General features: G+C 43.1%; 21 protein-coding genes. 17 read left to right on the forward strand and 4 right to left on the reverse strand.

Annotation, left to right across the window (positions count from 1 at the left end; genetic code table 11):
* Positions 1 to 39 precede the first annotated feature (39 nt).
* From QF06_RS06185 to sipT, 10 genes are all read left to right on the forward strand, one after another.
* Positions 40 to 1,797: an ABC transporter ATP-binding protein gene (locus tag QF06_RS06185; protein WP_041850876.1), complete on the forward strand. Its 1,758-nt coding sequence runs from the start codon at positions 40 to 42 to the stop codon at positions 1,795 to 1,797.
* 11 nt (positions 1,798 to 1,808) lie between these two features.
* Complete coding sequence (locus QF06_RS06190) at positions 1,809 to 3,623, forward strand: ABC transporter ATP-binding protein (RefSeq protein ID WP_041850875.1); 1,815 nt, start codon at positions 1,809 to 1,811, stop codon at positions 3,621 to 3,623.
* A 109-nt stretch (positions 3,624 to 3,732) separates the two neighbouring features.
* Positions 3,733 to 4,428, forward strand: coding sequence for a YknW family membrane protein (yknW, locus tag QF06_RS06195; RefSeq protein WP_041850874.1), 696 nt, complete (start codon positions 3,733 to 3,735; stop codon positions 4,426 to 4,428).
* 4 nt (positions 4,429 to 4,432) lie between these two features.
* Positions 4,433 to 5,566, forward strand: coding sequence for an efflux RND transporter periplasmic adaptor subunit (locus QF06_RS06200; RefSeq protein ID WP_015715815.1), 1,134 nt, complete (start codon positions 4,433 to 4,435; stop codon positions 5,564 to 5,566).
* The gene (gene yknY / locus QF06_RS06205) at positions 5,567 to 6,259 is read left to right on the forward strand and encodes an ABC transporter ATP-binding protein YknY (protein WP_024572134.1); all 693 of its coding nucleotides are present in this window, start codon (positions 5,567 to 5,569) and stop codon (positions 6,257 to 6,259) included.
* Positions 6,256 to 7,452 carry a sporulation-delaying-protein transporter subunit SkiZ gene (gene skiZ, locus QF06_RS06210; RefSeq protein ID WP_041850873.1) on the forward strand — a complete coding sequence of 399 codons (1,197 nt, stop codon included), beginning with the start codon at positions 6,256 to 6,258 and terminating at the stop codon, positions 7,450 to 7,452. Before yknY ends, skiZ begins: the two co-directional genes overlap by 4 nt.
* A 279-nt stretch (positions 7,453 to 7,731) precedes the next feature.
* Positions 7,732 to 8,487 (forward strand): DeoR/GlpR family DNA-binding transcription regulator, encoded by a 756-nt coding sequence (locus tag QF06_RS06215; RefSeq protein WP_014476685.1) that lies wholly within the window; start codon positions 7,732 to 7,734, stop codon positions 8,485 to 8,487.
* Positions 8,484 to 9,395 carry a 1-phosphofructokinase gene (gene pfkB / locus QF06_RS06220; RefSeq protein ID WP_041850872.1) on the forward strand — a complete coding sequence of 304 codons (912 nt, stop codon included), beginning with the start codon at positions 8,484 to 8,486 and terminating at the stop codon, positions 9,393 to 9,395. The genes QF06_RS06215 and pfkB overlap by 4 nt, the downstream gene beginning before the upstream one ends.
* A gap of 14 nt (positions 9,396 to 9,409) precedes the next feature.
* Positions 9,410 to 11,317: a PTS fructose transporter subunit IIABC gene (locus QF06_RS06225; RefSeq protein ID WP_014479682.1), complete on the forward strand. Its 1,908-nt coding sequence runs from the start codon at positions 9,410 to 9,412 to the stop codon at positions 11,315 to 11,317.
* Positions 11,318 to 11,461: 144 nt separating this feature from the next.
* Entirely contained in the window at positions 11,462 to 12,043 is a 582-nt protein-coding gene (sipT, locus tag QF06_RS06230) for a signal peptidase I sipT (RefSeq protein ID WP_003232348.1), read from the forward strand.
* Between the two features lie 33 nt (positions 12,044 to 12,076).
* Here the strand turns inward: sipT and QF06_RS06235 are convergent, their stop codons facing one another.
* Positions 12,077 to 12,346 carry a hypothetical protein gene (locus QF06_RS06235; protein ID WP_003232345.1) on the reverse strand — a complete coding sequence of 90 codons (270 nt, stop codon included), beginning with the start codon at positions 12,344 to 12,346 and terminating at the stop codon, positions 12,077 to 12,079.
* 180 nt (positions 12,347 to 12,526) lie between these two features.
* On the opposite strand from QF06_RS06235, the gene QF06_RS06240 reads away from it, so the two are divergent.
* Positions 12,527 to 14,149 carry an ABC-F family ATP-binding cassette domain-containing protein gene (locus QF06_RS06240; RefSeq protein ID WP_003232344.1) on the forward strand — a complete coding sequence of 541 codons (1,623 nt, stop codon included), beginning with the start codon at positions 12,527 to 12,529 and terminating at the stop codon, positions 14,147 to 14,149.
* A 57-nt stretch (positions 14,150 to 14,206) separates the two neighbouring features.
* Positions 14,207 to 15,118: a ketopantoate reductase family protein gene (locus QF06_RS06245; protein ID WP_041850871.1), complete on the forward strand. Its 912-nt coding sequence runs from the start codon at positions 14,207 to 14,209 to the stop codon at positions 15,116 to 15,118.
* 33 nt (positions 15,119 to 15,151) lie between these two features.
* Here QF06_RS06245 and QF06_RS06250 read toward each other — a convergent pair whose 3' ends face one another.
* The 3 genes from QF06_RS06250 to mreBH all read right to left on the reverse strand — a co-directional run bounded on the left by QF06_RS06250 (position 15,152) and on the right by mreBH (position 17,735).
* Complete coding sequence (locus tag QF06_RS06250) at positions 15,152 to 16,384, reverse strand: aminopeptidase (RefSeq protein ID WP_041850870.1); 1,233 nt, start codon at positions 16,382 to 16,384, stop codon at positions 15,152 to 15,154.
* 108 nt (positions 16,385 to 16,492) lie between these two features.
* Entirely contained in the window at positions 16,493 to 16,627 is a 135-nt protein-coding gene (locus QF06_RS21045; protein ID WP_003238865.1) for a protein YkpC, read from the reverse strand.
* Between the two features lie 100 nt (positions 16,628 to 16,727).
* Positions 16,728 to 17,735, reverse strand: a complete 1,008-nt coding sequence (mreBH, locus tag QF06_RS06255) for a cell shape-determining protein MreBH (protein WP_003245743.1) — start codon at positions 17,733 to 17,735, stop codon at positions 16,728 to 16,730.
* Between the two features lie 283 nt (positions 17,736 to 18,018).
* On the opposite strand from mreBH, the gene abhA reads away from it, so the two are divergent.
* From abhA to ade, 5 genes are all read left to right on the forward strand, one after another.
* Entirely contained in the window at positions 18,019 to 18,297 is a 279-nt protein-coding gene (abhA, locus tag QF06_RS06260; protein WP_003244728.1) for a transcriptional regulator AbhA, read from the forward strand.
* Between the two features lie 189 nt (positions 18,298 to 18,486).
* Positions 18,487 to 19,773, forward strand: a complete 1,287-nt coding sequence (gene kinC, locus QF06_RS06265) for a two-component sensor histidine kinase KinC (RefSeq protein WP_021479369.1) — start codon at positions 18,487 to 18,489, stop codon at positions 19,771 to 19,773.
* Between the two features lie 15 nt (positions 19,774 to 19,788).
* Positions 19,789 to 20,616 carry a gamma-glutamylcyclotransferase family protein gene (locus tag QF06_RS06270; RefSeq protein ID WP_041850869.1) on the forward strand — a complete coding sequence of 276 codons (828 nt, stop codon included), beginning with the start codon at positions 19,789 to 19,791 and terminating at the stop codon, positions 20,614 to 20,616.
* A 62-nt stretch (positions 20,617 to 20,678) separates the two neighbouring features.
* A complete protein-coding gene (gene ktrC / locus QF06_RS06275) occupies positions 20,679 to 21,344 on the forward strand; it encodes a Ktr system potassium transporter KtrC (protein WP_003222311.1) in 666 nt (221 codons plus the stop codon).
* A 155-nt stretch (positions 21,345 to 21,499) separates the two neighbouring features.
* Entirely contained in the window at positions 21,500 to 23,233 is a 1,734-nt protein-coding gene (gene ade, locus QF06_RS06280; RefSeq protein WP_041850868.1) for an adenine deaminase, read from the forward strand.
* Positions 23,234 to 23,246: the final 13 nt, after the last annotated feature.

Consider the following 23,246-nt stretch of genomic DNA (forward strand, 5'->3'; position numbering starts at 1 on the left):
GATATAGTGAAGATGATAAATGTTGGAAAGGTGCTGGATATGGAGACATTTAAAAGATTAAAAATGTATTATTGGCCGTACAGAAAAGTGTTTATGTGGTCGCTTCTAGCCATGCTTTTGATGACTGCAATTACTGTCGTTTATCCGATTATCTTGCAAATTACGATTGATGAGATCGTGCTGGGACGGCAGTATCAGCTTGCGGCGTGGGTCAGCTTAGGATTTATTGCGGTAATGGTTTTGAAAGGAATGGCTACCTTTTTTCATCAGTATTTAGGTGATATGTTCGGGATCAAATCCGTTTATCGGCTGAGAAATGGTCTGTATGAAAAACTGCAGCGGCTTTCTTTTTCTTACTATGATAACGCGAAAACAGGAGATTTGATGTCCAGGCTGACTGCTGATGTTGAAGGTCTTCGTTTTTTCTTATCATACGGTCTCGCTGAGCTCATTCGCTTCGGCCTGCTGGTAGCCATCAGCCTGTCGGTTATGTTTTACTATTCTGTTCCTCTCACGCTTGTGACGATAGCTGTTCTGCCATTTCTCGCGGTTGCGGTATACCGGTTTGACAAAAGAGTCCATCCCGCCTTCAGAGGCATCCGCAAATCGTTTGCGAAACTCAATACAAAAGTTCAGGAAAATATCAGCGGCATTAATACGGTTAAATCTCTTTCCAGGGAAGATTTTCAGATCAGCACTTTCAATAAAGCCAATGCAGAATACAGGGCGCAGTATTTACAAACATCATCCATCTGGTCTGCGTATTTCCCTTTAATGGAGTTCATTGGTAACATTTGTATTGTAGCTCTCCTCTCATACGGCGGTTACTTGGTTATGCAAAATCAGCTCAATCCCGGCGAGCTTGTTGCTTTCTTCAGCCTTGTCAATTATATGATGTGGCCCATTATGAACTTAGGTTTTGTCATCAATATGTTCTCTCAAGCAAAAGCGTCAGGAGAACGCCTGCTCGATATTCTGGAAAAAGAAGAAGACATTACAGATCCTCCTCATGCTTTGCATAAACAAAAATTAACCGGAGATGTCCATTTCAAAAATGTTTCTCTTGCATACGGGAAAGAACAAACAAACGCGCTATGCAATGTAAGCTTTGAGGCAAACAGCGGGAAGGTAATCGGACTGTTGGGCCCGACAGGTTCAGGCAAAAGCTCAGTGACACAGCTTCTCACCAGATTTTACAGTCCTGTTGGCGGAATGATTACCATTGATCACAAACCAATCACGGATTATTCGTTAAAAACCCTTCGCTCCAATATCGGGGTCGTACTTCAAGAATCCTTCCTGTTTTCATCTACGATTAGATCAAATATTTCGTATGGGCGGCCGGATGCCTCAATGGAAGACGTCATCGAAGCGGCAAAAAGGGCACAGGCTCATAACTTTATTATGGAGCTTCCTGATGGGTATGACACCATGCTGGGAGAGAGGGGAATGGGGCTTTCCGGCGGGCAGAAACAGCGTATTGCCATTGCGAGAGCCATCTGCTTGAACCCGAGCATTTTAATATTGGATGATGCCACAAGCGCAGTAGATATGCAAACGGAGCACAGCATACAGCTTGCCTTAAAAGAAGTCATGAAAAACCGCACAACCTTTATCGTCGCTCACCGCATTTCTTCACTGAAACACGCCGATGAAATTCTCGTTTTTAATAAAGGACGCATTCGTGAAAGGGGAACACATCATGAGCTTCTTGAAAAAGGCGGCTACTATAAAAAGATTTACGATTTGCAATACCGTGATGTCAAAATGATTAATGAGCCGCATGAGGTCGGATAGGGAGGGGCCAAATGAAACAAGCGAAAAAACAGGGGATTTTAGAGCGTTTCTATTACTCTTCAGATGAAATCATTGAAAAGCCGTTTAACTGGGCTCAAATGTGGCGGCTGCTGAGCTATGTCAAACCATATCGAAAAACAATTTTGCCGCTTTCTTTTCTCACCGTATTAATTGGCACTGCTGTGAAGCTTGTGATCCCCATTTTGATCGGCGTTTATGTTCTTGATCAAGCGATTACAGGGAGAAACTCGGAGCTGCTGATTCAGCTCATTTTTATTATTAGCGGTTTATATGTCCTCAATTACGCCGCCAATGTGTTAAGAATCAGGTGGATGAATCAGCTTGGCCAGCATGTCATTTACGATTTGCGACAGCATTTATTTACCCATGTGCAGCGCTTATCCCATCGATTTTTTGATCAGCGGTCGGCGGGATCGATCTTAGTCAGGATCATGAATGATATTAACTCTCTTCAGGAGCTCTTTACAAGCGGAGTCATCAATTTGTTGACCGACTTGCTGCTTCTGGCCGGCGTGATTATCATTTTGTTTACGCTGAGCCCTGAGCTGACTATAGCCATCATGGTGACATTGCCGATTATGTTTTTTATTTCAACAAGTCTCAGAAAAAAAATACGCCGATCCTGGCAAACGGTACGGCTAAAGCAATCGAAGCTCAACTCTCATCTAAACGAAAGCATTCAGGGCATCCGGGTCACACAGGCATTTACGCAGGAAGAAGAAAACATGGCGTATTTTGACGGTGTCAATCAGGAGAACTACGAATCATGGCGGGAAGCAACTAGAAAAAATGCCATGTTCCGTCCGCTGGTAGAAATGACGAATGCGATTGGGACGGCTGTCTTGATTTGGTATGGAGCCACACTCATCATGAATGAAACCATCACGATTGGCGTCTTCGTTTCTTTTGCTTTTTATCTGGGTATGTTTTGGGAACCAATTTCGAGACTGGGTCAGGTCTATAATCAGCTGTTAATGGGGATGGCATCATCAGAACGGATTTTTGAGTTTCTGGACGAACAGCCAAATGTCAAGGAGAAGCCGAATGCCATTCATAATGAAAAGATAAATGGGGAGATCAGTTTTGAAGAGGTTGAATTTTCGTATGATGAAAAACGAAAAGCCCTTCACGCCGTTTCTTTCTCTATTCCTGCAGGCTCGACGCTTGCGCTTGTCGGGCATACAGGGAGCGGGAAGACGACGATTGCGAATTTAATCAGCCGTTTTTATGATGCGACCGGAGGCACCATTAAAATAGACGGTATACCGATTAAGGATCTTTCCCTTGCCAGTCTGCGTTCACAAATCAGCATTGTCCTGCAAGATACATTTATTTTCTCTGGGACCATCATGGAAAATATTCGTTTTGGAAGGCCAAATGCTTCGGATGAAGAGGTGATCAAAGCGTCCCAAGCGGTCGGAGCGGATGACTTTATATCCGATTTAGCGGAAGGATACGCAACAGAGGTAGAGGAAAGGGGCAGCGTACTGTCTGCCGGTCAGCGCCAGCTCATTTCATTTGCAAGAGCATTGCTCGCCGATCCGGCTATTATCATCCTTGACGAAGCAACGGCAAGCATTGATACAGAGACAGAAGTAAAAATTCAGCAAGCGTTAAAAACGCTTCTGAAAGGGCGTACAGCAGTGATGATCGCTCACAGATTGTCTACGATCCGCGACGCCGACCGCATCATTGTTCTTGATCACGGCAGGAAAATAGAAGAAGGGAACCATGATCAGCTGCTCGCTAAAGGAGGCATTTATGCCGGGCTTGTGAAAGCGCAATACAGCACAACGATAGAATAATATGAAAAGCCTTCAATATTGAAGGCTTTTGGAAATTTATTAGAAAAACATGAAACTTTTTGATATCCTTCCCGTACTATTTGTTAGATATTCTCAAGGAGGTTTTGAAATGGAAACGAATGTAGAAAAAAACAGCGGAACGGTGACTGAAAAGCCTTCACTTTTCGGAGTAATCACAAGTCCGTCCGTTCAATTTGAAAGAATAAGAGAAAGGCCGGCTGTATGGGGACCGCTTTTGATTGTTGCAGCAATTATCATCGTTGGTGCCGTGCTGCAATCACTCGGTACGGATTATAGTGAGCTTTTGAAAAGCCAGGATACGCAAGGGCTATCTGCTGAACAAATGGAAACTGTTGCAACAATAACCAAAGTTGGCGGAATGGCAGGCGCTATTATCGGCGGTATCGCAGCATTATTTATTGCCCCTCTTATTTATTGGCTCTGTGTAAAAATATCAGGCGGAGTTACGACATATAAAAAAATGCTTTCTCTCGGTCTGTTTGTCTCTTTGATTAGCAGTCTCGGATTATTGGTTAATGGAATCGTTGCTTTTACGACTGACGTGAATCCTCTTTACAGCACGACGTCACTGGCAGGGATTATCCCATCTGACGGGGCTCTTGCCAGCGTGTTAAATACCTTTGAAATTTTCAGCATCTGGAGCTTTGTATTATTAGCAATCGGACTTCACAAAACGGGAGGCATCTCCAAAAAAGCCGGGTGGATTTCAGCAATCATTCTATTCGGAATTTTAGTTGTATTTTCGCTTTTTTCAGGTTTAATCAATTCTGTGGCGGGTGCATAAGCTCATGAAAAAAGTCTGGATCGGAATTGGAATCGCAGTTATAGTCGCTCTTTTTGTTGGAATCAATATATACCGGTCTGCCGCTCCAACAAGCGGCAGCGCCGGCAAGGAGATACAGACGGGGAGCGTTGAAGAAAATGAAATCTCATCAACGGTTATGGTTCCTGGCACGCTAAAATTTTCAAATGAACAGTATGTCTTTTATGAAGCGGATAAAGGGACATTAGAAGACATTAAAGTTAAGGAAGGCGATAAAGTTAAAAAGGGCACGCCTTTAGTCACCTATACAAATGAGCAGCTGAGCCTGGAAAAAGAACAGAACCAGTTAACGTCTGAATCCAACCGGCTTCAAATTGACCAAATTCAAGAAAAGTTAAAAGCCTTAGACAGCAAAGAAAGAGAACTGGAAAAACAGGTAGGAAAGAAAGAAGCAGAAAAACAAATCGAATCTGAACGGACAGAGCTTCAAATGCAGAAAAAAACAGCGGAGATCGAATTAAAACAAACCGAGCTTCAGCGGCAGTCACTTGCCAACCGGGTGTCAGATTTAGAAGTGAAAAGCGAAATTGAAGGCACCGTTATTTCTGTCAACCAAGAAGCGGCATCCAAAAAGTCAGATATTCAAGAGCCTGTCATACATATCGGCAACCCAAAAGACCTTGTCGTCTCAGGGAAATTGTCTGAATACGATACATTGAAAGTCAAAAAAGGCCAGAAGGTCACACTCACTTCAGATGTAATACAGGGTAAAACATGGAAAGGCACGGTTTCCGCAGTCGGGCTTGTTCCGGATCAGCAGGAGAGCGCTGCGGCACAAGGAACAGAACAGGCGGTCCAATACCCGCTTCAAGTGAAAATAAAAGGAAATCTTCCAGAAGGAAAGCCAGGCTTTAAATTTATCATGAATATTGAAACAGATAAACGGAAAGCAAATACGCTTCCTTCAAAGGCAGTCAAAAAAGAAGATGACCAATATTATGTGTATACAGTAAAAGACGGAAAAGCAAAGCGAGTTGATGTCAAAATCGGCGAAGTGACAGATGACCTGACAGAAATTAAAGAGGGGCTTTCCCAAGATGATCAAGTCATTTTGAATCCATCTGATCAGGTGACTGACGGAATGGAAGTGAAATCCTAAATGATTCAGCTTTCTAATGTGCGAAAAAGCTACCAGATCGGAAAGGAAACGTTTGATGTTCTCCATTCTATTGATTTGGACATTCATCAAGGTGAATATGTCTCGATTATGGGGCCGTCAGGATCAGGAAAATCGACGATCATGAATATTATCGGCTGTCTTGATCGGCCGACTTCCGGTACATATAAATTGGACGGCGAAGACATTTCTTCATATAAAGATAAAGAACTGGCGGCAGTCCGTAACCGGTCCATCGGTTTTGTATTTCAGCAATTTCAGCTTCTTCCGCGGCTGAACGCAAAAAAAAATGTCGAGCTGCCGATGATTTACTCCGGGATAGGCAAAAAAGAACGTCAAGAGCGGGCTGAGAGAGCATTGGAAAAGGTCGGGTTAGCCGATCGAATGCTCCACATGCCCAACGAGCTGTCGGGCGGGCAGAAGCAGCGGGTGGCGATTGCGAGGGCGATCGTGAATGAGCCGAAATTGATTTTAGCTGATGAACCGACCGGCGCGCTGGATACGAAAACAAGCGAGGCGATTATGGATCAGTTTACAGCATTAAATGCCGAGGGAACGACAATCGTTCTGGTTACTCACGAGCCTGAAGTAGCAGATTGCACGAATCGGATCGTCATGGTGCGTGACGGAAACATTGTTCCTGCCAGCTCCGGACAAAGGAGTGTGGGAGAATGAGCCTGTTAGAAAACATCAGAATGGCTCTAAGCTCTGTCCTTGCCCATAAAATGCGTTCGATCTTAACGATGCTCGGCATTATCATTGGTGTAGGCTCTGTCATTGTTGTCGTTGCGGTAGGACAGGGCGGCGAGCAAATGCTGAAGCAGTCGATCAGCGGCCCGGGAAATACTGTGGAGCTGTACTATATGCCTAGCGACGAGGAGCTTGCAAGCAACCCGAACGCCGCAGCTGAATCTACGTTTACAGAAAACGATATTAAAGGTTTAAAAGGAATAGAAGGCATTAAACAAGTCGTTGCTTCGACTTCTGAAAGTATGAAAGCGCGTTATCACGAAGAAGAAACCGATGCTACGGTTAACGGAATAAATGATGGATACATGAATGTCAATTCTTTAGAAATCGAAAGCGGCAGAACATTTACCGACAATGACTTTCTCGCTGGGAATAGAGCCGGAATCATCTCTCAAAAGATGGCTGAAGAACTGTTCGATAAAACCTCCCCTTTAGGAGGTGAAGTTGTCTGGATAAACGGACAGCCCGTTGAAATTATCGGTGTGCTGAAAAAAGAAACAGGCTTGCTTTCTTTCGGTTTAAGTGAAATGTATGTGCCATTTAATATGATGAAATCCTCTTTTGGCACAAGCGATTTCAGTAACGTATCATTGCAGGTCGAATCAGCAGACGACATAAAATCGGCAGGAAAAGAAGCAGCACAGCTGGTAAATGACAATCATGGCACAGAGGATTCGTATCAAGTGATGAACATGGAGGAGATTGCGGCCGGAATTGGCAAGGTAACGGCAATTATGACGACGATTATCGGCTCAATTGCAGGTATTTCCCTTTTGGTCGGCGGAATCGGTGTCATGAATATCATGCTCGTATCAGTCACAGAACGGACACGGGAAATTGGAATCAGAAAATCCCTCGGTGCGACGAGGGGACAGATTCTGACTCAGTTTTTAATTGAGTCAGTAGTATTGACGCTGATTGGCGGTCTGGTCGGGATTGGTATTGGATACGGAGGGGCCGCGCTTGTTTCAGCCATTGCGGGCTGGCCGTCACTCATATCCTGGCAGGTTGTATGCGGGGGCGTGCTGTTCAGTATGCTCATTGGTGTTATTTTCGGCATGCTTCCTGCAAATAAAGCTGCAAAGCTTGATCCCATTGAAGCGCTGCGTTATGAGTAGCCTCATGCAACATGCATGAGGTTTTTTTATGTTTAGTGATTTCTACTATGAATATAAAAGACTTTTTTCATTAAAATAAGAAGAAAATGTCGTACAATTGTCCTTATTTTTGTCGAATTTACAGTTTACAAACCCTATAGACATACGTTAATATGGAGAAACGTGAAAGATTTTGATAGTTATTGAATGAATTTGAATGATTTTAGTTGCCTAAACCGAAAATAGCGTTTACAATGAAATTGTATTCAAAATGAATACGTTTTCATTAGGAGGTGAAGCATGCTAACTCCTGAACGGCATCAATTGATTATTGATCAAATAGAAAAGCATGATGTGGTAAAGATTCAAGAGCTTATAAATCTGACTAATGCTTCTGAATCAACAATCAGAAGAGATTTATCGACCCTTGAAGAACGCGGTTTTTTAAAGCGCGTTCATGGTGGAGCGGCCAAGCTTTCCGATATCAGACTTGAACCCGATATGCTTGAAAAATCATCCAAAAACCTTCACGATAAATTGAAAATTGCTGAAAAAGCAGCTTCTCTTTTAGAAGAAGGGGATTGCATTTACCTTGATGCAGGCACGACGACATTGCACATGATTGATTTTATGGATAAAACCAAAGATATTGTCGTTGTCACAAACGGGGTGATGCATATCGATGCATTAATAAGGAAAGAAATTTCTTTTTATCTGCTTGGAGGATACGTAAAGCACAGAACGGGCGCGATTATTGGAGGCGCTTCACTGATTGCCATGGACCAGTACAGATTTGACAAGAGTTTTCTGGGGACAAACGGTGTCCATACAGAGGCTGGATTCACAACGCCGGACCCTGATGAGGCCCTTTTAAAACAGAAAGCGATCAAACAGGCAAAACACGCTTACGTCTTAGCAGACCCTTCGAAGTTCGGAGAAATTTCATTTTCGGCATTCGCCGGAATAGGCGACGCAACAATCATTACGACTGACGCTGAAGAGCTTACATTCGATAATTACCAAGAAAAAACTGTCGTAAAGGTAGTGAAACCATGATTTACACTGTAACACTTAATCCATCTGTCGATTATATTGTTCACGTTGAAGATTTTACTGTAGGAGGCCTGAACCGTTCTTCGTATGATACCAAGTATCCAGGGGGCAAAGGCATCAACGTATCGAGACTGCTGAAAAGACACCATGTGGTGTCTAAAGCGCTCGGATTCGTCGGCGGATTTACCGGAGAATATATCAAAACATTTTTACGGGAAGAAAACCTGGAAACAGCTTTTTCTGAAGTAAAAGGGGATACCCGTATCAATGTAAAGCTGAAAACTGGTGATGAAACTGAAATTAACGGGCAGGGACCGACAATTTCGGATGAAGATTTCAAAGCCTTTTTAGAACAGTTCCAATCTTTGCAAGAGGGAGATATCGTCGTTCTTGCAGGAAGCATTCCATCTTCACTCCCTCACGATACTTATGAAAAAATCGCAGAGGCCTGCAAACAGCAGAACGCACGAGTTGTTCTGGATATCTCAGGCGAGGCTCTTTTGAAAGCAACAGAAATGAAACCATTTTTGATGAAGCCAAATCATCATGAGCTTGGAGAAATGTTCGGCACGACTATTACATCTGTTGAGGAAGCCGTTCCTTATGGGAAAAAGCTTGTAGAACAAGGCGCTGAACATGTAATTGTATCAATGGCCGGAGACGGAGCGCTTCTGTTTACGAACGAAGCTGTTTATTTTGCTAACGTGCCAAAGGGGAAATTGGTAAACTCAGTCGGAGCAGGGGATTCCGTTGTTGCAGGTTTCCTTGCCGGAATTTCCAAACAGCTGCCGCTTGAAGAAGCATTCCGCTTAGGAGTTACTTCAGGCAGTGCTACCGCGTTCTCTGAAGAACTTGGAACAGAAGAATTTGTCCAGCAGCTTCTTCCTGAAGTTAAGGTCACACGTCTATAGAGGAGGAAACACAAGTGAAAATAACTGAGCTTTTAACGAAGCATACGATAAAGCTTAATATTGAGAGCAAAGAAAAAGAAAATGTTATTGACGAAATGGTCACTGTTCTTGATAAGGCTGGAAAGTTAAATGACCGACAAGCCTATAAAGAAGCCATTTTAAATCGCGAAAGCCAAAGCTCCACGGGTATCGGTGAAGGAATCGCTATCCCCCATGCGAAAACGGCAAGCGTTATCAACCCGGCGATCGCGTTCGGACGTTCAAAAGACGGCGTCGATTATGAATCATTAGACGGCCAGCCGGCTCACTTAGTGTTCATGATTGCGGCGACTGAAGGCGCAAACAACACTCACCTTGAAGCGTTGTCAAGGCTTTCAACGCTGTTAATGCGTGAAGAAATCCGTAAGCAGCTCCTTGAAGCTGAGTCTGAAGATGCCATCATCGACATTATTAATCAGCACGATAAAGATGATGACGAAGAGGAAGAGGAAGAGGAAGCGGCACCAGCACCTGCCGGAAAAGGAAAAATTTTAGCGGTTACTGCATGTCCGACAGGTATTGCCCATACATTCATGGCTGCGGATGCCCTTAAAGAAAAAGCGAAAGAGCTTGGTGTGGAAATTAAGGTCGAAACAAATGGGTCAAGCGGCATTAAGCACAAGCTCACTGCCCAAGAAATCGAAGATGCACCTGCAATCATTGTCGCAGCGGACAAGCAGGTTGAAATGGAACGTTTTAAAGGCAAGCGCGTACTTCAAGTTCCTGTAACGGCGGGTATCAGACGTCCGCAAGAGCTTATCGAAAAAGCGATGAATCAAGATGCGCCGATTTATCAAGGCAGCGGCGGCGGTTCAGCAGCTTCAAACGACGATGAAGAAGCGAAAGGCAAGTCTGGAAGCGGTATCGGAAACGCGTTTTATAAGCACCTGATGAGCGGTGTCAGCAACATGCTTCCGTTCGTAGTCGGCGGCGGTATTCTCGTTGCGATTTCATTCTTCTGGGGAATTCACTCTGCTGATCCGAATGATCCTAGCTACAACACGTTTGCAGCAGCATTAAACTTTATCGGCGGCGACAATGCATTAAAACTGATTGTTGCAGTTCTGGCCGGTTTCATTGCGATGAGTATTGCAGATCGTCCTGGTTTTGCGCCTGGTATGGTCGGAGGATTTATGGCTACTCAAGCGAATGCTGGATTCTTAGGCGGCTTAATTGCCGGATTCCTTGCCGGTTATGTCGTGATTTTACTGAAAAAAGTATTTACGTTTATCCCTCAGTCACTTGATGGATTAAAACCTGTTTTGATTTACCCGCTGTTCGGTATTTTTATCACTGGCGTATTAATGCAATTTGTCGTCAATACACCTGTAGCGGCATTTATGAATTTCTTAACAAACTGGCTTGAAAGCCTTGGTACTGGAAATCTTGTGTTAATGGGTATTATCTTGGGCGGCATGATGGCGATCGATATGGGTGGCCCGCTTAATAAAGCAGCCTTTACGTTCGGTATCGCCATGATCGATGCAGGCAACTATGCGCCTCATGCAGCAATCATGGCCGGCGGTATGGTTCCTCCGCTTGGTATCGCACTTGCAACAACCATTTTCAGAAACAAATTCACTCAGCGTGACCGTGAAGCTGGTATTACATGCTATTTCATGGGAGCTGCTTTCGTAACAGAGGGAGCGATCCCATTTGCTGCGGCTGATCCGCTTCGCGTCATACCAGCTGCTGTAGTCGGTGCAGCTGTTGCCGGCGGATTAACTGAATTCTTCCGAGTAACGCTTCCGGCGCCTCATGGAGGAGTATTCGTAGCTTTCATTACAAACCATCCGATGCTTTACCTTTTAAGTATCGTGATCGGTGCTGTCGTGATGGCAATTATCCTCGGTATCGTCAAAAAACCTGTTACAGAAAAATAAGAAAAAAAGCGTCCTTGGTTCGAAAGGACGCTTTTTCTTATCCGGCCGGCAGGGAGCGCGGTTAAGTTATGTATTTTATTCTTTTTTATGATAAAGTAAAAGAAGAGAAACAACTGACATAGCAATTGTCTAGGAGGAAACACTTTGACCGAGGAAAAAAATACGAATACTGAGAAAACGGCGAAGAAAAAAACCAATACGTACCTGGAATGGGGTAAAGCGATTGTCATCGCTGTTCTGCTGGCTCTCCTGATCCGTCACTTTTTGTTTGAACCGTATTTAGTTGAAGGTTCATCTATGTATCCCACATTACATGACGGAGAAAGGCTGTTTGTGAATAAAACAGTCAACTATATCGGCGAGCTGAAGCGCGGAGATATCGTTATTATCAACGGTGAAACTTCTAAAATCCATTATGTAAAAAGATTGATCGGAAAGCCTGGAGAAACCGTTCAAATGAAGGATGACACGCTTTATATAAACGGTAAAAAAGTAGCCGAGCCTTACTTGTCTAAAAACAAGAAGGAAGCAGAAAAACTTGGTGTCAGTCTGACAGGAGACTTTGGACCGGTTAAGGTTCCGAAAGGCAAATACTTTGTCATGGGAGATAACAGGCTAAATTCTATGGACAGCCGAAACGGGCTGGGACTGATCGCGGAAGATCGAATTGTCGGCACATCGAAGTTTGTCTTTTTCCCGTTTAACGAAATGCGTCAAACAAAATAAAAACGCCTTGCTGGCCTAGGACAGCAGGCGTTTTTATTTTGAAAAAGAAGCGACCAATGCAATGCATAAAACCGTGATGAACACTGAACCAATAATAGCTAGCACACTGAAGAAAAGGTGAACCTGTTTGTTCTCTTTTCCGCGCTTTTCTAAAAGCCGTTTAGAAAAAATGTGCGAAAATATGTAAATAAGGGCTATGCCTATATATAAGCCGATATCTTTGGCGGTAAAGCCTGTTACGGCAAGGTAAAAGCCCGTAAAAAAGATCAGTAAGCAATATTCAGTAAGTGTTAAAAGCCTCAACGTGTTCCTCCATGAGAGTGTGTAATTTTCCGAGCGGATGCATTCTCTCTCTTTAATTGTAACACAGCTGGCTGGTTTGGGTGTATAAGTGTTTTCTCTCTGTTTTATCAGGGAATCATTTCTCTTGCCCTGCATTCATGGTATACTTTTATTGATGATAGACATGATGGAGGATAATAAATGATTGCTGTAAATAATGTAAGCTTGCGGTTTGCGGATCGCAAGTTATTTGAAGATGTTAATATTAAATTTACCCCAGGCAACTGCTATGGGTTAATTGGTGCAAACGGTGCCGGTAAATCAACGTTTCTAAAGGTGCTGTCAGGCGAAATCGAGCCTCAGACAGGCGACGTGCATATGAGTCCTGGCGAGCGTCTTGCCGTCTTGAAGCAGAACCATTTTGAGTACGAAGAGTATGAAGTGCTGAAAGTGGTCATTATGGGCCACAAACGCCTGTATGAAGTCATGCAGGAGAAAGACGCTATTTACATGAAGCCTGATTTCTCAGATGAGGATGGGATTCGTGCTGCTGAGCTAGAAGGTGAATTTGCGGAACTGAACGGTTGGGAAGCGGAAAGTGAAGCTGCGATCCTGTTAAAAGGCCTTGGTATCTCAGAAGATCTGCACACAAAAAAGATGGCAGACCTCGGCGGTTCGGAGAAGGTAAAAGTTCTCTTGGCACAGGCATTATTCGGCAAGCCGGATGTTCTGCTCCTCGATGAGCCGACGAACCACTTGGACCTTCAGGCAATCCAGTGGCTTGAAGAGTTTCTGATTAACTTTGAAAACACAGTTATTGTCGTATCCCATGACCGCCACTTCTTAAATAAAGTATGCACCCACATTGCCGACCTTGATTTTAACAAAATTCAAATCTATGTCGGAAACTATGATTTCTGGTACGAGTCAAGCCAGCTGGCGTTAAAGCTTTCTCAAGAAGCGAACAAGAAAAAAGAAGAGCAGATTAAACAGCTTCAAGAGTTTGTCGCTAGATTCAGCGCCAATGCGTCTAAATCTAAGCAGGCTACATCAAGAAAGAAACTTCTCGAAAAAATCACGCTGGATGATATTAAACCGTCTTCCCGCCGCTATCCTTATGTTAACTTCACGCCGGAACGGGAAATCGGAAATGATGTTCTTCGCGTGGAAGGCTTAACAAAAACAATCGATGGCGTAAAGGTGCTTGACAATGTCAGCTTTATTATGAATCGAGAAGATAAAATTGCTTTCACTGGCCGAAACGAACTTGCTGTTACTACGCTGTTTAAAATCATTTCCGGGGAAATGGAAGCTGACAGCGGAACGTTTAAATGGGGTGTTACCACATCTCAGGCGTATTTTCCAAAAGACAACAGCGAATATTTCGAAGGCAGTGATCTGAACCTTGTAGACTGGCTTCGCCAATATTCTCCGCACGACCAAAGTGAGAGCTTTTTACGCGGCTTCTTAGGACGCATGCTGTTCTCTGGAGAGGAAGTCCACAAAAAAGCAAACGTACTCTCCGGGGGAGAAAAGGTCCGCTGTATGCTGTCGAAAGCGATGCTTTCTGGCGCCAATATTTTAATTTTGGATGAGCCAACTAACCATTTAGACCTAGAGTCCATTACAGCGCTCAATAACGGCTTAATCAGCTTTAAAGGCGCTATGCTGTTTACTTCCCATGACCATCAGTTTGTGCAGACCATTGCCAACAGAATTATAGAAATTACACCTAACGGCATCGTCGATAAGCAAATGAGCTATGATGAGTTCCTTGAAAATGCTGATGTGCAGAAAAAATTGACTGAACTATACGCGGAATAAAAAAAGCAGAGATTTCTCTGCTTTTTTTGATACCTAAATATGAAAGGAGATCACAACATGAAATTTTTGGTTGTCGGAGCAGGTGGAGTAGGTGGGTATATTGGCGGACGGCTTTCGGAGAAAGGAAATGATGTGACATTTCTCGTGCGCCAAAAACGAGCTGAGCAGCTGAAAAAAACCGGGCTTGTCATCCATAGTGAAAAAGGGAATGTATCATTTCAGCCCGAACTAATCAGTGCCGGAGAAACAGGGCAATTTGATGTCGTTATCATTACTTCTAAAGCATACTCGCTTGGTCAAGTGATAGACGATGTCAAACCATTTATCCATCAGGAATCTGTCATTATCCCTTTTTTAAATGGGTACCGCCACTATGAGCAGCTATTTGCGGCATTTTCAAAAGAACAGGTGCTGGGCGGCCTGTGTTTTATAGAAAGTGCTTTAGACAACAAAGGAGAAATTCATCATACGAGCGCATCACATCGTTTTGTATTTGGAGAATGGAACGGCGAGCGTACGGAGCGGATAAGAGCGCTTGAAGAGGTATTTTCAGGTGTGAAGGCTGAAGTCATCATTAGCGGGCATATCGAGAAGGACATTTGGAAAAAATATCTCTTTATTGCAGCGCAAGCGGGGATCACAACGTTATTTCAACGACCGCTTGGCCCAATCCTCGCCACAGAAGCCGGACGTCACACGGCCCAAACTCTTATTGGGGAAATTTGCGCCGTTTTACGAAAAGAAGGTGTTCCGGCTGATCCGGATCTTGAGGAAGAGAGCTTTCGTACGATGACCAGCATGTCTTATCATATGAAGTCCTCCATGCTTCGGGATATGGAAAACGGCCAAACGACAGAAGGCGACCACCTGCATGGATTTTTGCTTGAAAAAGCTAAACGTTTATCTCTCGCTGCACCAGTATTAGAAACCGTTTATGCGAATCTGCAAATGTATGAAGCAGAAAAATAAAAAAAGGAGGCGGAAAAGCCTCCTTTTATTTACTTAAAAAGCCCAATTTCCGTTTCTGAAGATAGGCTCTCTTTTCCCGTCTGCCGTAATTCCGTCAATATTCATATCCTTAGAACCGATCATAAAGTCCACGTGTGTAATGCTTTCATTTAGGCCTTCTTTGACAAGCTCTTCACGAGACATCTGCTTTCCGCCTTCAATATTAAAGGCATAGGCGCTTCCGATCGCCAAATGATTTGACGCGTTTTCATCAAACAGCGTGTTATAGAAAAGAATGTTTGATTGTGATATAGGTGAATCGTAAGGAACAAGTGCCACTTCACCTAAATAGTGAGAACCTTCATCTGTTTCCACCAGTTCTTTTAAAATATCCTCACTTTTTTCAGCTTTAATGTCGACTATACGGCCATTTTCAAACGTCAGGGTGAAATTTTCAATAATATTTCCGCCGTAGCTTAATGGTTTTGTGCTTGATACCACACCGTCAACCCCGTCTTTTTGCGGCAGCGTGAACACTTCTTCTGTCGGCATATTGGCCATAAACTCATGGCCGCTTTCATTCACGCTTCCCGCACCTGCCCAAACATGCTTCCTAGGCAGCTTAATTGTTAAATCAGTTCCTTCAGCTTGATAATGTAAGGCAGCGTAATGTCTCTCGTTCAAATGGTCAACTTTTTCATGAAGATTTTGGTCATGATTGATCCACGCCTGAACCGGGTTGTCTTCATTTACGCGCGTCGCTTTAAAAATTTCTTCCCACAGAAGGTGGATCGCTTCCTCCTCTGATTTACCAGGAAACACCTTGTGAGCCCAGCCTGCTGATGCCGCACCTACGACAGTCCAGCTGACTTTGTCTGATTGAATATATTGTCTGTATGTATGTAATGCTTTGCCTGCTGCTTTTTGGAATGCCGCAATCCGTTTGGAATCTATACCTTTTAGCAAGTCTGGGTTTGACGACACAACAGAAATGAAAGCAGCTCCATTTTTGGCAAGCTCTTCTCTGCCTTTTGCTTCCCATTCAGGATATTCTTCAAATGCTTCAAACGGCGCAAGTTCGTATTTTAATTTGGCGACTTCGTCATCCTGCCAATTCACGGTGACGTTTTTTGCGCCCTTTTCATATGCGTGTTTTACAATTAAACGGACAAAATCCCGAACGTCTGTTGAAGCATTTACGACTACATACTGGCCTTTTTGGACATTAACGCCGACTTCTACCGCCAGCTGTGCATATGTATTTAATTTCTGTGAAAATGAATCCATGAATCATTCCTCCAAGCTTTTTTCTCATCATATCAAATATGATCCTATAAAGGAAAGAAGGAGCCCAAAGTGAAAAACCCAAAACGACACGTCTTGGGTTTTTCAATATTATGGATGATTCAGTTTTACAGTGCCGCCTGCAGGCGAATGAGGCATATTTGCCAAAGAAATGCTCATGCCTCCAAGAATAATTCCGCTTAAAATGGCTGCGATCGCTACTCTTCTTCCTAAATCTCTTAGCATTTGTTTCCTCCTTAACGTTTCTCCATTTCCCACAATATGAAGGAAGTGAGGAAAAAAGAAGCAAGAAATTTGCCGCGTGTGAGAATTTTGCGGGTAAAGACTATTTAATTGCCTTTTGCAGCTTATCAATCACTTCTAAAGAACGGCCTGTGCCGATTGCTACAGATTCAAGCGGGTTTTGCGCCACGTGTACAGGCACGACAATCTCTTCTGTGAGCCATTCTTTAATTCCATTAAGGAGCGCGCCGCCGCCTGTTAAAATAACGCCGCGATCAACAATATCTCCGCTCAATTCAGGCGGACAGTCCTCAAGTGTCGCTCTGATGGCTTCAAGAATATGCAGGAGGGATTCACGCATTGCATCTTGAATTTCGTTGGATTGAAGCATAATGGTTTTTGGAAGACCTGTCACGAGGTCGCGTCCCCGAATTTCCATTGCCTCTGGTATATGTTCAATCAGAGCATGGCCAATTTCCATTTTTACCTGCTCAGCTGTGCGTTCGCCGATCAGCAAATTGTATTTTTTACGGACGAAAGAAACGATATCCTCATCAAGCTGGTCTCCGCCGATCCTGATAGAATGGCAGGAAACAACGCCACCGAAGGAAATAATAGCGACCTCTGTCGTCCCTCCGCCGATATCTACTACCACATTGGCAACCGGCTCATCAACCGGTAAATCCGCTCCGATGGCGGCTGCAACTGGCTCTTCGATTAAATGAACGTTTTTCGCGCCGCAATTTTTCACCGCATCACTGATGGCGCGGCGTTCTACTGCTGTTGAGCCTGATGGTGTGCAAACGACTACGTTCGGTTTTCTGAACGACATGCCGATGCTTTTTGCGGCTTTTTTCATAATGTGCTTTAGCAGGTCAGTTGTCATATCATAGTCTGCGATCACGCCATCTTTCATCGGTCTGACAGCGACAATTTTTCCCGGTGTTTTACCGATCATGTTTTTCGCATCAGCTCCGATTGCAAGCACTGCTTTTGTCGTCGTATCCACTGCGACAACAGATGGTTCATTTAGGATAATCCCTTTATTTTTGCTGTAAACAAGTATATTAGCTGTTCCTAAGTCAATCCCGATTTCAGTTGATTGAAACATGTTTTCACCCAATCTCTATCCTAATTTAATATGATTCTACATTTAAAGTTTCTCAGAAATACTGCGATTTTTGGGGGTGTGCGTCGGTAAAGAAATGTTTTTGTAAAAAATCAAGGAACTGTGTAACAGAAGTAATACATTTTTCGGTTTTATGGAAAAAATATCTTGTAATTCTTATAGAAAGCGGGAAACTTTTTCAAAGTTTCATTCGTCTACGATATATTGAGGTACATCCTTAAAACATTACATGAGAAAAGAAACATTTAAAGGAAGAAGGGTTTTTATGAAATCAATAGGTGTTGTGAGAAAAGTAGATGAATTAGGCCGCATTGTCATGCCGATTGAGTTGAGACGGGCATTGGATATTGCCATAAAAGACAGCATTGAGTTTTTTGTTGACGGGGATAAAATTATCTTGAAAAAGTACAAACCTCATGGCGTTTGTTTAATGACTGGAGAAATCACTTCAGAAAATAAAGAATACGGCAACGGTAAAATTACGCTAAGCCCTGAGGGTGCACAGCTGCTTCTCGAAGAAATTCAAGCCGCTTTAAAAGAATAAAATTATGCTAAAAAAGGCGGAGTGATGTCATCTCCGCCTTTTTTGCGTGCCAATTTTTGATTACCGCCGCCTAAGATAAGACATCAAGATATTTGGTAATGAATGATTTGGGATACTTTACATATTTTACTCAATTATTTGTCGAAGAATGGTACAATAAGTAGAGAAACACAAGCGGCAGGTGGTCATATGAGAAAATATCAAGCTCGTATCATTTCCATCATTTTGGCAATGATTTTTATAATGTTTTGGGATTATTTATTTTATTTTATAGGCAAAAACCCGATTAATTGGCCTGTTGATATTGTGTATACTGCAGTCACGCTGGTAAGTGTCTGGATGCTGGCTTATTATATTGATGAGAAACAGCAGCTGGTTAAGAAAATGAAGGATAACGAATGGAAGTATAAACAGCTTTCTGAAGAAAAAAACCGCATCATGGATAATTTGCAGGAAATCGTATTTCAAACGAATGCAAAAGGCGAAATTACATATTTAAACCAAGCGTGGGCATCAATAACCGGCTTTTCAATCAGTGAATGTATGGGAACAATGTATAACGATTACTTCATAAAAGAAAAGCACGTAGCCGACCACATTAACACCCAAATCCAAAACAAAGCGTCTTCTGGCATGTTTACGGCAAAATACGTGACAAAGAACGGCACGATTTTTTGGGGAGAAGTTCATTATAAACTTTACTATGACCGGGATGACCAATTTACAGGCAGCCTGGGTACAATGTCAGATATCACTGAGCGGAAAGAGGCTGAAGATGAGCTCATTGAGATTAATGAACGGCTGGCGAGGGAATCCCAGAAACTATCAATCACAAGTGAACTTGCCGCAGGTATTGCTCATGAGGTCAGAAACCCTTTAACATCTGTCAGCGGTTTCCTCCAGATTATGAAAACACAATATCCGGACAGAAAAGACTATTTTGACATCATCTTTTCAGAGATTAAAAGAATCGATTTAGTGCTCAGCGAGCTGCTGCTGCTTGCAAAACCGCAGGCAATCAGATTTAAAACACACCAGCTTAATGAGATCTTGAAACAAGTCACGACATTGCTTGATACCAATGCAATTCTGTCCAATATCGTCATAGAGAAAAATTTCAAAGAGACAGATGGCTGTATGATTAATGGAGACGAAAATCAGCTGAAGCAGGTCTTTATCAACATCATTAAAAACGGAATTGAGGCAATGCCAAAGGGTGGTGTCGTAACCATTTCAACTGCTAAAACCGCCTCTCATGCAGTGATAAGCGTAAAGGATGAAGGAAACGGCATGCCGCAGGAAAAGCTGAAGCAGATTGGCAAACCTTTTTATTCAACAAAAGAAAAGGGCACTGGACTGGGACTTCCCATTTGTTTGAGAATCCTGAAGGAACATGACGGGGAATTGAAAATCGAAAGTGAAGCTGGAAAAGGCAGCGTCTTTCAAGTGGTTTTGCCTTTAAAATCAGACAGCTGAGAGGAGAAAAATAAAGTGAACTCGCTTCTGTTTGTATACGGGACATTAAGAAAGCATGAAAAAAACCATCATTTGCTGGCACAATCGGCATGTATCAATGAGCAGGCGAGAACAAAGGGAAGTTTGTTTGCTGCAAAAGAGGGGCCCACAGCTGTTTTTTATGGTGAAGGCTATATATACGGCGAAGTATATGAAGCAGATGAATTGTGTATACATAAGCTCGATCAATTTTTTCAAGGATATCATAAACAAACGGTGTTTGTAGAAACGGATGTCGGGATTAAAAATGCGCTTATTTATTTTATGAACAAAGACGGGTTTGCCGGCTTTACGAAAATAAGCAGCGGCGACTGGAAAGAACATCAGATGATCAGCAAATCGAAAAATCCCATTTATTATTTTGCCTATGGATCATGCATGGATAATGCCCGCTTTCAAAAAGCGGGAGTCGATCACTATTTTCAAGATCCAGTAGGAAGAGCTGTTTTAAAAGGATACACAACCCGCTTCACGCTAAAAAGGGATGACGGTTCAAGAGCGGACATGTTGGAAGACGGAGGAACAACAGAAGGCGTTTTATACCGTATCCCTTATTCTGCTCTCTCCTATCTATATAAAAGGGAGGGCGTCGAATCTCTTACGTATCGGCCGGCATTTGTAGACGTTGAAGCTGGCGGTAGGCACTACAAAGACTGCTTAACCTTTCTCGTCCTCCAAAAAGAAGCGGAAATTGCCCCGCCTCAGCACTATCAGATTGAAATCGAACGCGGAGCGGAGCTGTATTTGTCGCCTGAGTTTACTGAAAAGCTCAAGCGGCATATGAATTCGCTGCCAAAAGGATAACACTGTAACAAAAGAATATGATAAAATTTGATCAATATCATGTCATATAAAGGAGCACCACGATGAAAAAAGAATTTGCGGTAATTGGGCTGGGCCGTTTTGGTGGCAGTATTTGCAAAGCATTAAGCGAAGAAGGCGTCGAGGTTATGGCAATGGATATCGATGAAGATAAAGTCAACGAGTATGCCAAGATTGCATCTCACGCAGTTATCGGTGATTCGACAGACGAATCTGTCCTGAAAAATTTAGGCCTGCGAAATTTTGACCACGTTATTGTAGCAATCGGGGAAAATATTCAAGCGAGTATTTTAACGACACTCATTCTGAAAGAACTTGGCGTCCATACGATTACAGTTAAAGCGCAGAACGATTATCACGAAAAAGTGCTGTCTAAAATTGGCGCGGATCACATCGTCCACCCAGAACGCGATATGGCAAAACGAATTGCGCATAATATCGTGTCCAACAATGTACTTGACTATTTGGAGCTGTCTGAAGAGCATAGTCTTGTTGAAATCGTAGCTAACAGCCGCCTGGCTGGAAATACACTTCTCGATTTAGATATTCGCGCAAAATACGGTATTAATATCGTAGCCATAAAAAGGGGCAAGGAAGTCATCGTATCACCGCTTGCAACCGAAGTCATCCACCAAGAAGATATACTCATTGTTATTGGATCAGTTACAGACATCTCCCGTTTTGAAAAAAGAGTTCTTCATACTAAATAGCAGTCAAATAAGCCGTCCTCAAAGGGCGGTTTTTCATATTATCAGAATATAACAACTTTAATGAACTGAGCGCCAATTTCTTAAAATTTCATTGACTAAGCACAGGCGTTCCGATAGCATATTGTACCATATAATAAAAAAGAGGAGGGGCCTATTTGAATAAAGAAGCGCTAGTCAATAGGCTGAATGCTTCAGCCAAAAGACAAAAAGCTGATATCGTCATTAGGAACGGAAAAATCATGGACGTATATAATCAAGAATGGATATATGAAGATATTGCGATTACAGATGGAGTTATTGTAGGCCTCGGTGAGTATGAAGGCGAAAATATTATTGATGCAGAGGGACAAATGATTGTTCCGGGTTTTATTGATGGACATGTACATATTGAGTCATCAATGGTTACACCGATTGAGTTCGCTAAAGCAGTGTTGCCTCATGGCGTGACGACGGTTGTTACAGATCCGCATGAGATCGCAAATGTGTCTGGTGAAAGAGGGATTGTGTTTATGCTTGAACAAGCTCGGCATACACCTTTGAATATCCATTTTATGCTTCCTTCCAGTGTGCCTGCCGCAAGTTTTGAGCGATCAGGCGCAATTCTCAAAGCTGCCGATCTCAAGCCTTTTTATGAAGAAGAAGAAGTATTAGGGCTGGCTGAAGTTATGGATTATGTGTCGGTTCAGCAGGCTGAAAAAGACATGGTTCAGAAACTGCTCGATGCCCGTGTTGCAGGAAAACGGATAGACGGTCATTTAGCTGGTTTATCAACAGACCTCATTAACATTTACAGAACCGCATTTGTCTTAAATGACCATGAAGTAACATCGAAGGAAGAAGCCCTTGATCGTATCAGAAGGGGCATGTATGTCATGATGCGTGAAGGATCTGTCGCCAAAAACACGCTCAATGTGCTGCCGGCGGTGAATGAAAAGAACGCACGCCGGTTCTTTTTTTGTACGGATGATAAGCATGTGGATGATTTATTGTCAGAGGGAAGTGTAAACCATCAGGTGAAAATGGCGATTCAAGCTGGACTTGATCCGTTTTTAGCCTATCAATTAGGAAGCCTCAATGCGGCCGAATGCTACGGATTAGATACAAAGGGAGCGATTGCCCCGGGTTTTGACGCTGATTTGCTCTTTGTATCTGATCTGGAAAATGTCACTGTCACAATGACGATGATAAAAGGGCAGACTGTTGCTGAAGACAGCAAAGCGGTCTATCAGGATCATGCTTCAACTGCAGCACCAGATCAGGCACTGCTTGATTCTGTTAAGCTTGCTGCTCCTCTTAACAAACAGGATTTTCATATGCCAATCGATTCAGAGCAGCAGATCAATGTCATTCAAATCATACCAAATCAGCTTGAAACAAGATTAGTACAAGTTCCGGCTCCTGTTGCCCGCGAATTTGAGCCTGACACTGAGCTTGATTTATTAAAGATTGCAGTTGTTGAGCGGCATAAAGGATTAAAAGAAACCGGACTTGGCGTTGTGAAAGGTTTTGGATTCAAGAGCGGAGCGATTGCCACAACCATTTCACACGACTCCCATAATATTATTGCTGTCGGAACGAATGATGAGGATATCGCGGCGGCAGTTAATAAGCTGCAGGAAATTGGCGGAGGATCAACGATTATAAAAAATGGGGAAGAGCTCCATTCAGTACCGTTGCCGATTGCAGGGTTATTATCCGACCAATCTGCAGAGCAAGTGAATCAAAGCTTGCTGACGCTTCATGATAAATTGCCGTTAATCGGTTTCACAGGCGGATTTAATCCATTTTTGACATTGTCGTTTTTAGCGTTGCCTGTCATTCCTGATATTAAAATGACGACTACGGGCTTATTCGATGTAAAATCATTTCAACACATATCACTGCAATAAAAAGAGGCACTCA

Source organism: Bacillus sp. YP1 (assembly GCF_000877815.1).
Taxonomy (GTDB): Bacteria; Bacillota; Bacilli; order Bacillales; family Bacillaceae; genus Bacillus; species Bacillus subtilis.